Source organism: Salmonella sp. 5800, from assembly GCF_046558195.1.
In the GTDB taxonomy this organism is placed as follows: Bacteria; Pseudomonadota; Gammaproteobacteria; order Enterobacterales; family Enterobacteriaceae; genus Salmonella; species Salmonella enterica.
Genome location: NZ_JBGDOX010000001.1, coordinates 727,904 through 741,370, shown reverse-complemented (window position 1 = coordinate 741,370; position 13,467 = coordinate 727,904). Strand labels below are relative to the sequence as shown.

The 13,467-nt window shown below is 50.9% G+C and carries 14 protein-coding genes and 1 tRNA gene; 12 read left to right on the top strand and 3 right to left on the bottom strand.

Translation table 11 applies throughout. The features are described from left to right. The first annotated feature begins 60 nt into the window (after positions 1–60). The 5 genes from ACLJZ5_RS03775 to ACLJZ5_RS03755 all read left to right on the top strand — a co-directional run bounded on the left by ACLJZ5_RS03775 (position 61) and on the right by ACLJZ5_RS03755 (position 3,298). Positions 61–150: transfer RNA gene (locus ACLJZ5_RS03775), tRNA-Ser, on the top strand. 590 nt (positions 151–740) lie between these two features. Then, positions 741–1,160 carry a translesion error-prone DNA polymerase V autoproteolytic subunit gene (locus tag ACLJZ5_RS03770; RefSeq protein WP_000394197.1) on the top strand — a complete coding sequence of 140 codons (420 nt, stop codon included), beginning with the start codon at positions 741–743 and terminating at the stop codon, positions 1,158–1,160. A 2-nt stretch (positions 1,161–1,162) separates the two neighbouring features. Further along, the gene (locus ACLJZ5_RS03765; protein WP_024798293.1) at positions 1,163–2,431 is read left to right on the top strand and encodes a Y-family DNA polymerase; all 1,269 of its coding nucleotides are present in this window, start codon (positions 1,163–1,165) and stop codon (positions 2,429–2,431) included. A 455-nt stretch (positions 2,432–2,886) separates the two neighbouring features. Beyond that, entirely contained in the window at positions 2,887–3,099 is a 213-nt protein-coding gene (locus tag ACLJZ5_RS03760; protein WP_000208509.1) for a cold shock domain-containing protein, read from the top strand. A 10-nt stretch (positions 3,100–3,109) separates the two neighbouring features. Beyond that, entirely contained in the window at positions 3,110–3,298 is a 189-nt protein-coding gene (locus ACLJZ5_RS03755) for a hypothetical protein (protein ID WP_024131109.1), read from the top strand. A gap of 258 nt (positions 3,299–3,556) precedes the next feature. Here the strand turns inward: ACLJZ5_RS03755 and ompC are convergent, their stop codons facing one another. Next, positions 3,557–4,768, bottom strand: coding sequence for a porin OmpC (ompC, locus tag ACLJZ5_RS03750; RefSeq protein ID WP_023220283.1), 1,212 nt, complete (start codon positions 4,766–4,768; stop codon positions 3,557–3,559). Between the two features lie 649 nt (positions 4,769–5,417). Between ompC and drpB the strand changes: the two genes are divergently transcribed. From drpB to ACLJZ5_RS03730, 4 genes are all read left to right on the top strand, one after another. Then, a complete protein-coding gene (gene drpB / locus ACLJZ5_RS03745) occupies positions 5,418–5,729 on the top strand; it encodes a cell division protein DrpB (protein WP_077908708.1) in 312 nt (103 codons plus the stop codon). Positions 5,730–5,808: 79 nt separating this feature from the next. After that, a complete protein-coding gene (locus ACLJZ5_RS03740; RefSeq protein ID WP_024798292.1) occupies positions 5,809–6,504 on the top strand; it encodes a phosphohydrolase in 696 nt (231 codons plus the stop codon). A 73-nt stretch (positions 6,505–6,577) separates the two neighbouring features. Then, the gene (locus ACLJZ5_RS03735) at positions 6,578–8,008 is read left to right on the top strand and encodes a DNA cytosine methyltransferase (RefSeq protein ID WP_410958873.1); all 1,431 of its coding nucleotides are present in this window, start codon (positions 6,578–6,580) and stop codon (positions 8,006–8,008) included. After that, a complete protein-coding gene (locus ACLJZ5_RS03730; RefSeq protein ID WP_000785978.1) occupies positions 7,989–8,459 on the top strand; it encodes a very short patch repair endonuclease in 471 nt (156 codons plus the stop codon). Before ACLJZ5_RS03735 ends, ACLJZ5_RS03730 begins: the two co-directional genes overlap by 20 nt. Here ACLJZ5_RS03730 and yedA read toward each other — a convergent pair. Continuing rightward, positions 8,448–9,368 (bottom strand): drug/metabolite exporter YedA, encoded by a 921-nt coding sequence (yedA, locus tag ACLJZ5_RS03725; RefSeq protein WP_024798554.1) that lies wholly within the window; start codon positions 9,366–9,368, stop codon positions 8,448–8,450. The two genes, ACLJZ5_RS03730 and yedA, sit on opposite strands and share 12 nt — an antisense overlap. A 169-nt stretch (positions 9,369–9,537) precedes the next feature. On the opposite strand from yedA, the gene ACLJZ5_RS03720 reads away from it, so the two are divergent. The 3 genes from ACLJZ5_RS03720 (at position 9,538) to dgcQ (ending at position 12,594) form a co-directional block, all read left to right on the top strand. After that, positions 9,538–10,455 (top strand): DUF808 domain-containing protein, encoded by a 918-nt coding sequence (locus ACLJZ5_RS03720; RefSeq protein WP_086013476.1) that lies wholly within the window; start codon positions 9,538–9,540, stop codon positions 10,453–10,455. Positions 10,456–10,531: 76 nt separating this feature from the next. After that, positions 10,532–10,717 (top strand): YodC family protein, encoded by a 186-nt coding sequence (locus tag ACLJZ5_RS03715; RefSeq protein ID WP_000232161.1) that lies wholly within the window; start codon positions 10,532–10,534, stop codon positions 10,715–10,717. A 164-nt stretch (positions 10,718–10,881) separates the two neighbouring features. Further along, positions 10,882–12,594, top strand: a complete 1,713-nt coding sequence (gene dgcQ, locus ACLJZ5_RS03710; protein ID WP_001119828.1) for a cellulose biosynthesis regulator diguanylate cyclase DgcQ — start codon at positions 10,882–10,884, stop codon at positions 12,592–12,594. Here dgcQ and ACLJZ5_RS03705 read toward each other — a convergent pair. Beyond that, positions 12,573–13,388, bottom strand: a complete 816-nt coding sequence (locus tag ACLJZ5_RS03705) for a mannosyl-3-phosphoglycerate phosphatase-related protein (protein ID WP_024797735.1) — start codon at positions 13,386–13,388, stop codon at positions 12,573–12,575. The two genes, dgcQ and ACLJZ5_RS03705, sit on opposite strands and share 22 nt — an antisense overlap. Positions 13,389–13,467: the final 79 nt, after the last annotated feature.

The window sequence follows — 13,467 nt, the reverse complement described above, 5'->3', positions numbered from 1 at the left end:
CAAAATTACCCGAATAGGGTCTGTTAAAATGCCAAATTACCTGGCATCATTGCAACATACGGAGAGATGCCGGAGCGGCTGAACGGACCGGTCTCGAAAACCGGAGTAGGGGCAACTCTACCGGGGGTTCAAATCCCCCTCTCTCCGCCACAATTCAAACACTTAGCTCATCTTCTTTCAGCGATCAGTCTCACACTTAGAATACACTTAGAATATTCTGTTAGAATATTACGTGAAAAACGTATCGCCATCTTATGCTTTTTCTGCCAGAAGAGGGGGCCAAGGATAGTGTTATTTTTACTTTTCGATTATAAGTCAACTCCTGGTTTTCAGCCCCGGTCTTTCGCTGTACCCCATCGGGATTCACAGTGATATCACTCGCGGCGACTTAACGCCGTCGTCCTCGGTAATCATCGCCCCCGGCCTGTTGCCCGAAATGTTCCCCTGTAGACATGGTCGCCAGGCAAAAGATTAATTGCTGTCAGGGAAACGCGCTGGCGCGTGGCGATAACTTACGCTGCGGGGCTGTCGACGCTGTATAGAAAATGTGGCCTCCAGACTGGCTTAAATATGCACACATGACAATACAACCGGAAAATTTACAAAACCCATAATTTGAACTGAGAGAGAAACTTACAAACGAAGCGACGAAGATTTAAACAGCCGTAGCGACTCCGGTATCTTGCGCGCATGTTTAAATAATACTACTGTATATAAAAACAGTATTCGAGGTATGGATTATGGAATTTTTCAGACCTACAGAGTTGCGCGAAATTATTCCTCTCCCATTTTTCAGTTACTTAGTGCCGTGTGGATTCCCCAGCCCCGCAGCGGACTACATTGAGCAGCGTATCGATCTTAATGAGTTGCTCGTTTCTCATCCCAGCTCAACATATTTTGTCAAAGCCACGGGTGATTCAATGATTGAAGCAGGCATCAGCGACGGCGACCTGCTGGTGGTGGATAGCTCACGGAACGCTGACCACGGTGACATTGTAATTGCGGCAATTGAAGGAGAGTTCACCGTAAAACGGTTGCAGTTGCGCCCGACAGTGCAGTTAATCCCCATGAACGGCGCCTATCGACCTATACCTGTCGGCAGTGAAGACACGCTCGACATATTTGGGGTGGTGACCTTTATCATTAAAGCGGTCAGTTGATTATGTTCGCGCTCTGCGATGTTAATAGCTTTTACGCCTCCTGCGAAACGGTCTTTCGTCCTGATTTATGTGGCCGACCGGTGGTGGTGTTATCAAACAATGATGGCTGCGTTATCGCGTGTAGCGCTGAGGCGAAACAGCTCGGTATCGCACCAGGTGAGCCATACTTCAAACAGAAAGAACGCTTCCGGCGATCCGGTGTTGTTTGCTTCAGCAGTAATTACGAGCTTTACGCTGATATGTCGAACCGGGTAATGACCACACTCGAGGAGATGGTGCCGCGGGTAGAAATTTACAGCATTGATGAGGCTTTTTGTGATCTGACGGGGGTACGAAACTGCCGGGATCTGACAGATTTCGGGCACGAGATAAGAGCGACGGTCTTGAAGCGCACGCACCTGACTGTCGGTGTAGGCATTGCCCAGACGAAAACCCTTGCCAAGCTGGCTAATCATGCTGCGAAAAAGTGGCAGCGCCAGACCGGCGGGGTGGTTGACCTATCGAACATCGATCGCCAGCGTCGGCTGCTAGCCCTGATACCCGTAGAGGATGTCTGGGGTGTCGGCAGGCGTATCAGTAAGAAGCTCAATGCCCTGGGCATCAAGACTGCTCTCGATCTCTCTGAACAAAGTACCTGGATCATCAGGAAACACTTCAATGTCGTGCTGGAGCGTACCGTGAGAGAGCTTCGCGGAGAGCCATGTCTGGAGCTTGAGGAGTTTGCGCCGGCAAAGCAGGAAATCGTTTGTAGCCGCTCTTTCGGCGAGCGGGTCACAGACTATGAGGAAATGCGCCAGGCTGTTTACAGCTACGCTGCGCGCGCGGCAGAAAAACTCCGCGGCGAGCACCAGTACTGCCGTTTCATCTCAACATTCGTCAAAACATCCCCCTTTGCCCTGAACGAGCCCTACTACGGTAACAGCGCCGCAGTGACGCTTCTCACCCCCACGCAGGATTCACGCGACATTATCAATGCGGCTGTGAAATGCCTGGATAAAATCTGGCGCGACGGCCATCGCTACCAGAAAGCGGGGGTGATGCTGGGTGACTTCTTCAGTCAGGGCGTAGCGCAACTCAACCTTTTCGACGATAATGCGCCGCGCGCCGGTAGTGCGAAGTTGATGGAAGTACTGGACCATCTTAACGCAAAAGACGGGAAGGGGACGCTGTACTTCGCCGGGCAGGGGATGTCGCAACAGTGGGCTATGAAGCGAGAAATGCTTTCGCCTCGGTACACCACAAGATACTCTGATCTACTGCGTGTTAAGTAACTTGTGCGATCAATGCCTGAGATAGTTCCCCAACTCGTCCCCGTTCTCTAACCGGTTTTGGTCGCACAAGATCACAGGAACCTCTCACGATGAGGCGCATGTATCCTGGTTTACGACATCAGGAAATGTGGCGCGTTTATTGCCAGGTAGGCGTTGTGAGACGTCACTTATTTACGCCAGGTTTCAGCCGTAGCGACGGGCATGGATAAAAAGAGTATGGCAATCAGCGTGATAATGCTAAAAAACAATTAATATTTTTTTAACAAAACTAAAGCTTGCTATGTGCAGTTAACCATGCGTTAATGGTTGTGCGGTTTGATACAAACTTATCTGAAGTAGTGATTGTAATATTTCTCATCATTTGTTCCTCTTGAGATCTCCTTTAGGTTTTTTTCTCTCTGATAATTTTCTTCAGGCCATTTTGCCCAAGGGCTCATTCAAAAGGTAACAATATTATGACGACGAAAATCACTGGTTTAGTAAAATGGTTTAACCCTGAAAAGGGCTTTGGTTTCATTACGCCTAAAGATGGCAGCAAAGATGTGTTTGTGCATTTTTCCGCCATTCAAAGTAATGAATTCCGCACTCTGAATGAAAATCAGGAAGTGGAGTTTTCAGTAGAGCAGGGACCAAAAGGTCCATCAGCGGTCAACGTTGTGGCGCTTTAAGGCAACTGATATTACTAATAAAATTCACTTCCGGTGTCCATGTTGCCATGGTTCACAATACAGAACATCGACATTCGATGTTACTGAGCAAAACCCATTTGGCGCGAAATGTATTTTTTGTAAGTCAACCATGATCACTTTTGATAATGTTGGATTATACATTCGCTCAGGGCAGGTTCCGCCAGATTTTAGAAAATAATTCATATTAGCTCCGTACCGGAGCTTTTTTATGCCCGATGATTATCATCTATAGACGCTGGCATTCATCATCTATAGTGGCATTTTCCTTTCCCCAAAGGTGTTATTTCTCTTGCAGACAGCGCCTGAAAAGAGCGACGTTGTCTTCATCTATCCGATGAAACCAGGTCACCTGTCTTTGCGCCGTTATCCGTTATTTAATTCTTGCCCTATAATAACAAGCCCGCGCTAAGCACGGGCTTGAATAATATAAAGCGTCTTAGAACTGGTAGACCAGACCAACACCTACGATATCATCGGTTGCAATACCGTTGTTTGCGTAGAAGTCATCATCTTCGTCCAGCAGGTTGATTTTATAATCAACGTAGGTGGACATATTTTTGTTGAAGTAGTAAGTCATACCAACGTCAACATATTTAACCAGATCTTTGTCGGTGTAACGATAGTTACCACGGCTATCCATATCCTGGCCGCCTAAATCTTTGCCCTTAGACTGCAAGTAGGCGATGGACGGACGCAGACCGAAATCGAACTGATACTGCGCAACCACTTCAAAGTTCTGGGTTTTGTTAGCGATACCGCCGCCACCCAACTTACCGTCTGCAGAGTGATAGTCGCTGTCTCCATAAGAGGTCATATTGCGGGTTTCAGAGTACATCGCCGCCAGGTATACGTTATAGGCGTCATATTTGACACCTACGGTCCAGGCTTCGGCAGTTTCACCGCCGGCATCATTGTTGCCATAGTAACGATGACCATCACCATATCCATTACCTACTTGGGCATCGGTACGGTCAGAACTTGAATAAGCAGCCCCCAGGCTCAACCCGAAGTCAAAGTCATAAGAGGTAGAGAGGCCGAAACCGTCACCGTTTTCTTTATCTATACCGCGGTTAGTTCCATTACCGGAGCCTTCCTGGCCAAATCCGTTATTGCCACTTTCGTTATTACCCTGGTATTGCAGCGCGAAGTTCCAGCCTTCCACCAGGCCGAAGAAGTCGGTGTTACGATAGGTGGCCAGGCCGTTAGCACGCTGAAGCATATATACATCTGTCTGGGTGTAAGAGTCGCCGCCGAATTCCGGCAGCACATCGGTCCAGGCTTCAACGTCGTAGATAACACCATAGTTACGGCCATAATCGAAAGAGCCGTACTCGCCGAATTTCAGACCGGCAAAGCCCAGACGAGTCCAGGACGTATCCCTGTTACCTTCAGTGCCACTCGCCTGCATGTTGTATTCCCACTGACCATAGCCGGTCAGCATATCGTTGATTTGCGTCTCACCCTTAAAGCCAATACGGGCGTAGGACTTATCGCCGTCGTCGCCTGCATTGTCAGAGAAGTAACGCAGACCATCAACTTTGCCGTACAGGTCGAGTTTGTTGCCATTTTTATTATAAACTTCAGCCGCATTTGCTGCGCCTGCCACTAATAACGCCGGGACAAGCAGTGCCAGAACTTTTCTGTTCATTATGTATTCCCTTATGATAATAATTTATATGAATATGTAGCCACTTCAACAAAACTACAAATTGATACTATTCTATGAAGTTCATGGAATTTAAAAAATAACATGTAACAAAGATATTTAAAATATTTCAATTTGTTTCTATTTGGTTTTTTATAATACAGACTATATAAGTAACTAAGAATATATATTCTATAATTATCATTTTTTATCAATGGGTTATGTGTTTTGATTTGATGGTTGTTGGTGTGAATATAATTTGTTTTTTATATGTATTTGATGCTTTGATTATGAAAAAACATAAAAAAAACCGGCATAAATGCCGGTAATGTGGGTAATGATAAAATAAATGATAAAAGGCTAATAACCGAATCATTCTGACACTTAATGCTAATAAAATAAAACGCTATCGCGGTGCGTAAAAATAAGTTGTTCTGGTTATGGGTTATTCTGCATCAGAGTGCGATTCAATCACCATTCCCTTATTTAACAGCAGGTTCAGCGCCAGGCGTAACATTAACTGAGAATAAACTATTTGTGGAATGAATAACCAAAACAGGTGGATAAGGTATTCTATGGTCGAAATGTGACTAATGTCACATTATAATGTAATTAATGTCATATGACTTACATCACAAAAGCGGAGTAAAGTTTGAGTACCAGGGAGGACAACGCCACCCGTAGCATGGGTGGCAAATTAGCGTTATGGGTTTTTTATACCTTTTGCGGCTACTTCATCTGGGCGATGGCGCGTTGCGTGTGGCTGATGTCCGCCATACAAACCGAGCCGGTTCTCGGCCCAATCAGCACTCCTGGCAGCGCAACGGAAAAATGGCTTAACGCGCTTTCGCTGGGCGTCGTCTGGCTTATTCTGGGGAGTATTGCCTGGTATACCCGGCCTCGCAAAAACAGGGCTTATCCCGCCGACACTCAGCCAGAAACGCGCAAGCACGCAGGGATGTAAAGTGGTGGCGGATATGTCAGGATAGCGAACCCTGTGCTCAGGCATGTAATAAAAATGGTCTGCTATAAAGAGAGGGCGTATGGACTCAGGATACTGGCAATTGCAGTTTGAAGACTGGCTACGTCACCACCACCAGGAACAGGATGCCGCGCATGACATCTTCCATTTTCGTCGTGTTTGGGCAACCGCGCAAACGCTGGGGGAAAACAGTCCTGTCGACTGGCTGGTGGTGCTATCGGCATGTTATTTCCATGACATTGTCAGCCTGGCGAAAAATCATCCGCAGCGGCATCGCTCTTCCATTCTGTCGGCGGCAGAAACCCTACGTATTTTTCTGCGGGATTTTCCTGACTTTCCGGCAGAAAAACTGGCGGGCATTTGTCATGCTATCGAAGCGCATAGCTTCAGCGCAAAAATTGCGCCTACCACGCCAGAGGCAAAAATCGTGCAGGATGCAGACAGGCTGGAGGCGTTGGGCGCCATTGGTCTGGCGCGGGTCTTCGCGGTCTCCGGCGCGCTGGGCGTCGCGCTGTTTGATGCCGACGATCCCTTTGCCGACAGACGGCCTCTTAACGATAAGCAATTCGCGCTCGACCATTTTCAAACCAAGCTGCTGAAACTGCCGCTGACGATGCAGACCGAACGGGGCAAGTACCTGGCGCAGCGTAATGCGGATTTTCTGGTGTCGTACATGGCGAAACTGAGCGCTGAGCTGAAAGGCGACTATGAAACACGGGATGAGGCGGTCATCCAGATGTTTGCTACGCATCAGTAACCCCTGTCGCTGAAACGTAAACCGCGTCATTTTATGTTAGTCTGTCGGCAATTATTTTTGGCCGGTTAAATGTATGCAGGAAAATATTTCAGTAACGCACGCCCGGAACCTCATCGCCGACGACGCCGGAAGCGAGATCCAGGCGATGCTGAGTCAATTGCTGGAAATCTATGATGTTAAAACGCTGGTGGCGCACCTTAACGGCCTGGGCGAGCAGCACTGGAGCCCGGCCATCTTCAAGCGCGTAATGATGAACGCGGCATGGCATCGCTTGAGCGACAATGAGCTCACCTGTCTTAAAACAGGGTTGCCGACGCCGCCAGCGCATCATCCGCATTACGCCTTTCGTTTTATCGATCTCTTCGCGGGCATCGGCGGCATTCGCCGCGGATTTGAAGCGATAGGCGGACAGTGCGTGTTTACCAGCGAATGGAATAAGCACGCGGTACGGACATATAAAGCGAACTATTTTTGCGATCCGCTGCAACATCGCTTTAATGAAGATATCCGCGATATCACATTGAGCCACCGGGAAGGGGTCAGCGATGATGAGGTGGCGGAACACATTCGCCAGCATATTCCGCAACATGATGTCCTGCTGGCGGGCTTTCCCTGTCAGCCATTTTCTCTGGCGGGCGTTTCCAAGAAAAATGCGCTGGGCCGCGCCCACGGCTTTGCCTGCGAGACTCAGGGGACGTTATTTTTTGATGTCGTAAGAATTATCGACGCTCGCCGCCCCGCGCTGTTTGTGCTGGAAAACGTGAAAAACCTTAAAAGTCACGACCAGGGCAACACCTTCCGCATTATTATGCAAACGCTCGATGAACTGGGATATGACGTGGCGGATGCCGCTGACAATGGCCCGGACGATCCGAAAATTATCGACGGGCAGCACTTTCTTCCTCAGCATCGGGAACGTATTGTGTTGGTGGGATTCCGTCGCGATTTAAACCTGAAAACCGATTTTACGTTACGCAATATCGCCCGCTGTTATCCACCGCGCCGTCCGACGCTGGCAGAACTGCTGGAGCCCGTCGTCGAAGCCAAATATATCCTGACGCCGGTGCTGTGGAAATATTTATATCGCTACGCGAAAAAGCACCAGGCGCGGGGAAACGGTTTTGGCTATGGCATGGTTTACCCTGACAATCCGGAAAGTGTGGCGCGCACGTTATCTGCTCGCTACTACAAAGATGGCGCCGAAATTCTGATCGATCGTGGTTGGGATATGGCGAAAGGCGAAGTGAATTTCGACGATGCTGGCAACCAACAACATCGTCCCCGCCGACTCACGCCGAGAGAGTGCGCGCGTTTAATGGGATTTGAGGCGCCGCAAACGTACCAGTTCAGGATACCTGTCTCGGATACGCAGGCCTATCGCCAGTTTGGCAACTCCGTGGTGGTGCCGGTATTTGCCGCGGTAGCAAAGCTGCTGGAACCCAAAATTCACCAGGCGGTGACGCTGCGTCAGAGAGAGACGGTAGATGGCGGACGTTCACGATAAAGCCACGCGCAGTAAAAATATGCGCGCGATAGCGACCCGCGATACGGCTATTGAAAAACGTCTTGCTGGCCTGTTAAGCGCGCAGGGGATTACGTTTCATACTCAGGACGCGACATTACCGGGCAAGCCGGACTTTGTGGTGAATGACTATGATTGTGTGATTTTTACTCACGGCTGCTTTTGGCATCATCACCACTGTTATCTGTTCAAAGTACCGGCCACGCGAACGGCTTTCTGGCTGGAAAAAATCGGTAAGAACGTTGAGCGCGATGAGCGCGATATTCAGCGTTTACAGGCGCTTGGCTGGCGGGTACTGATCGTCTGGGAGTGTGCCTTGCGCGGACGAGCGAAATTGAGCGACGCGGCGTTGGCGGAGCGCCTGGAAGAGTGGATCTGCGGCGGCGGCGCCAGCGCGCAGATCGACACCCAGGGGATTCATCTACTTGCGTGAATCTTCCGTTTTACACGGCGTGACCACCGCCCTGGCGGGAAACAGGTACTTACCCAGAGTCACCAGCACTACGGCAAACACAATCACACCCAGCGCGGCCCATTCAACGGGCGATAACCTCTCACCGCCCAGGCCAGTGCCAAGCAACACGGCGACAACCGGATTCACATAGGCGTAGCTGGTCGCCAGCGCCGGACTGACGTTGCGAATCAGGTACATATAGGCATTAATGGCGATAATAGAACCGAACAACGCCAGGTAGCCGACGGCCATAAACCCCGATAAGCCAGGCAGCGTGGCGAGCTTTTCGCCGGAAAGAAATGCCGCGCAAAGCAATACCACGCCCGCCGCCAGCATTTCAATCGCACCCGCCATCATGCCCACAGGGAGGGCGATGCGCGAGCCGTAAACGGAACCAAATGCCCAGCTCATCGAACCTATCAGGATCAAAATCGCGCCCCACGGATTGCCGCTTAAGTTGCCGCCGCTGTTCAGCAGAATAATCCCGGCAAGTCCAATGGCAATCCCCACCCATTCTAATTTGCGCGTTTTAATACCAAAAAAGTAGCTAAAGCACAGCGTAAATAGCGGGACAGTGGCGACCACGACGGCAGCAATGCCCGATGGCACGTTTTGATGCTCCGCCACCGTCACCAGGCCGTTACCCACCGCCAGCAGCAGTAGACCAATCAGCGCGGCGTTGATGGTCTGGCGCAGCGGCGGAAGTTTTTCGCCGCGCAGCAGCAAAAACGCCATGAGCAACATCCCCGCCGAGAGAAAACGTACGCCTGCCATCATCAGCGGCGGCCAGCTTTCAACGCCTATGCGGATAACAAAATAGGTAGACCCCCAAATGATGTACAAGGCAAAAAGCGCGCCAAAAAGAGGTAATAACTGCCGGAAACGCATAATCACTCACGGTGAAATAAAAAGGGTGGATATAGTAAACGTCAAAATTATTATGCTGGCGAGCATTATAATTGTCCTTTTGGAATAAAAAGGCGTTGACCCGCGCCGCCGGTTTCGGCATTGCGCGTTTTGCTACATACTTAACGTCTTAGAAGAAAAGACCGAGGAAATCATTTTGGCAGGAAGTAGCTTACTGACATTACTCGACGATATCGCCACGCTGCTGGACGATATTTCGGTAATGGGCAAATTGGCCGCGAAAAAAACCGCGGGCGTACTGGGGGACGACCTGTCGCTCAATGCGCAGCAGGTGACCGGCGTTCGCGCTAATCGCGAGCTGCCAGTGGTATGGAGCGTGGCGAAAGGATCATTAATCAACAAGGTTATTCTGGTGCCGTTGGCGCTGCTGATAAGCGCATTTATCCCGTGGGCCATCACGCCTTTATTAATGTTAGGCGGCGCGTTTCTCTGCTTTGAAGGGGTAGAAAAAGTCCTGCATACCTTTGAGGCGCGAAAACACAAAGAAGACCCGGCGGAGCGGCAAAAACGTCTTGAGGCGCTGGCTGCGCAAGATCCTTTGGCCTTTGAAAAAGATAAAGTAAAAGGGGCGGTCCGTACCGATTTCATTCTTTCCGCTGAAATTGTGGCCATTACCCTGGGGATTGTCGCGCAGGCGCCGCTGCTTAATCAGGTGTTGGTACTGGCGGGGATTGCGTTGATTGTGACCATTGGCGTGTATGGCCTGGTGGGTATTATTGTCAAACTGGATGATATGGGGTACTGGCTGGCGGAAAAGCGTAGCGTGCTGGCGCAGGGCGTCGGTAAAGGATTGCTGATTATCGCGCCCTGGTTAATGAAAGCATTATCCATTGTCGGTACGCTGGCGATGTTTCTGGTTGGCGGCGGGATTGTCGTACACGGTATTGCGCCGCTACACCATGCCATTGAACATTTTGCGCAGCAGCAGGGGGCTTTCATGGCGCATACGATCCCTGCGGGGCTGAATCTGGTGCTCGGCTTTATTATCGGCGCCATTGTGGTGGCGCTGGTGAAAGGTGTGGCGAAAATTCGCGGTGTTTCGCACTGATTTTCTACAATGAATTATGCAAAATTGCCCATCCTCGTCTAAGGTGAAAACGTTTCATCTGATACAGGAGGCAGGTATGGTCTTTTCTGTCAGTGAGGAAGTTACCGTGAAAGAGGGTGGGCCCCGGATGATCGTCACCGGTTATTCCAGCGGAATGGTAGAGTGTCGCTGGTATGATGGTTTTGGCGTAAAGCGGGAGGCATTCCATGAGAATGAGCTCGTGCCAGGCAAGGAAAGGCGCGTGCGGGACGAAGCCCGATGACAAAACGCCCGGTTAATGCCGGGCGTTTTGCTGTGGAGAAAAAGAGTCGTCGCGCTGCGACATGCTGCTACCTGGTTATGCCAGGATTGAGTGGTATCCCTTGATGAGGTCTGGCTACCGTAAGCCATCAGGGGGCGTTGTATCAATAACCAGGAGTTACCAGGGTGCCGCACGAAACACTGTTAGATAATCAAGGCTGGTTTAAAAAGCTGGCGCGGCGTTTTGGTCCCGGTCATGTCGTCAACACCTGTTTTCTGATCGTGATGCTGTTCTCGACGCTACTTACCTGGCGGGAAGTGATGATACTGAAAGACGCGTATGTCGCCAGTCAGCGCAATCATCTGGGGAGCGTCGCGAATGTCCTTGACCGCCAACTGCAATTCAACATGGACAGGTTGATCTTTTTACGCAACGGTATGCATGAAGCGCTGGTGGCGCCGCTGGCTTTTTCCGCATTGCAAAGCGCGGTGACGCAGTTTGAGCAACGACGCGTCAGACATTTCTGGCAACTGGAGCTGGATAAGCGGCGGACATTGCCGTTATATGGCGTTTCCGATCAATTTGTCGCCCGGACGACGCTTCTTTCGCGGGAGAGTCGTGACCTGGCAAATGAATTGACCGCCACGCTGGAGTTAGGGTATCTGGCGCGTCTGGCGCGCTCATCCGCCATGCTGACGCTGGAGACGATGTATGTTTCTCGCTCAGGGTTTTACCTCTCAACTCTCCCTACGGCGTACGGTAGCGATATTGTCTCCCGTTACTATCAGTACGTGACCCAGCCCTGGTTTATCGAGCAAAGCCAACGGCGTAACCCACAGCGCGGCGTGCGGTGGTTTACCTCCGCACAGCCCTATGTTGCTGACGAGCAGAAAAAAGTGACAGCCAGTCTACCGCTGGATCACGATAATTACTGGTATGGCGTACTGGCAATGGATATTCCCGTCGCGTCATTACAGCGGTTCCTGCGCGATGCGGCCGAAAAGGATATTGAAGGGGAATATCAGCTATACGATAACCATCTCCGTTTGTTGACGGACTCCGCGCCGGAACAACAAACCGCGAATACGTTAAATGACCGTGAGCGCGCCTTACTGGCGCGTGAAATAGAAAAAGATACCCTGGGCGGGCTGCGTTTAGGAACGCATTATGTAAGCTGGGAGCGGCTGGATCATTTTGATGGCGTCCTGCTGCGCGTGCATACACTACGTGAAGGCATCCAAGGGAATTTTGGCAGTATTAGTATCGCGCTGACGCTGTTATGGGTGCTTTTTACGGCGATGCTGTTGATCTCTTGGGGCGTTATTCGACATATGGTCAAAAACATGTTTGTTCTGCAAAATTCGCTGCAATGGCAGGCATGGCACGATCCGCTGACCCGGCTATATAACCGTGGCGCGCTGTTTGAAAAAGCGTCCAGGCTGGCAAAGCGCTACCGGGAAGCCCGCCAGCCATTTTCTGTGATACAGCTGGATTTAGATTATTTTAAAAGCGTTAACGATCGCTTTGGTCATCAGGCAGGCGATCGCGTGTTGTCCCATGCCGCTGGGCTCATTGGCAGCACCATTCGAGCGCACGACATCGCCGGACGGGTAGGGGGCGAAGAGTTTTGTATCGTGCTGCCCGGCGCGACGAAAGCGCAGGCGCTGCAGATTGCCGAACGCATACGCCAGCGCATTAATGACAAAGAGATTCTGGTGACGAAAAGCACGACGCTTCGTATCAGCGCGTCAATGGGGATCAGTAGCGCGGAGGAATACGGCGACTATGATTTTGAGCAGTTGCAGTCGCTGGCCGACAAACGGCTTTATTACGCCAAACAGTCCGGACGTAACCGTATTTGCGCCAGCGACGCGACTCAGGAGCGGGAAAAGAAATAGTCCATTCCTTCGCGCCAGCCATCCGGCCCTTCGTTCTGGCTACGGTAGACGCGCTGAGGATCGTCGTTACGCAAATGTACGCCCTCCCGGTTTAGCCCTTTAACGACAACCGCATAATCCATCATATCCAGTAAGGGCGCATCATTGGGGCCGTCTCCTAACCCCAACGTTAGAGGACGCGCGCGCCACTGGCGACGATATGCTTCTATCAGCCAGTTAGCAGCCTGATCTTTACCGGCGGAGGCGTCCAGCACATGCCAGAAACGGGCGCCATGGACAAATTGCAGTCCCAGGTCATTTAAATGGGCGACAAACTGCGCCATGCGTTCATCGCTATCGCGCCAGATCAGCGACACCGACGCTTCATGCAGACGGGTTAGGGCAGACTGTGCCCGGTTTAGGCCCGTCCATTCGCTTATCACCTGATCGTCAACGTCATCAAACGTGGTGAACTTAAACTGTTCCTTTTCACGCAATTTATGCAGGACGAGGCGGATTTCGTTGTGAGAAATACCGGCTATCAGACGGGGATAGTTGGGATGGTCTTCCCAATGAACGTCCAGTTGGATCACCGCGCCGTTTTCCGCAATCAGCGGCAGTCCCTGTAGATTTAACGTCGTCTGGAGCTGGAGCATTTCAGCCGCGGTTTTACTGCTACAGAGGATCACGGGCACGCCGCTTTCATGCAGGCGTGTAAGCCAGGGGGCCGCGGGCTGCCACTCAAACGTGTGGCTGTTCAGCAATGTGCCGTCCAGATCGGTAAAAATCAGCAAGGGGTCATGGATTGAGAGCATTTTTTCCTCATTTTCCGTTGCAACGGCGGGCTTATTTCCAGGAAAAGTCCTAAAGCACACCCGAAAGAAGTCGAACGCT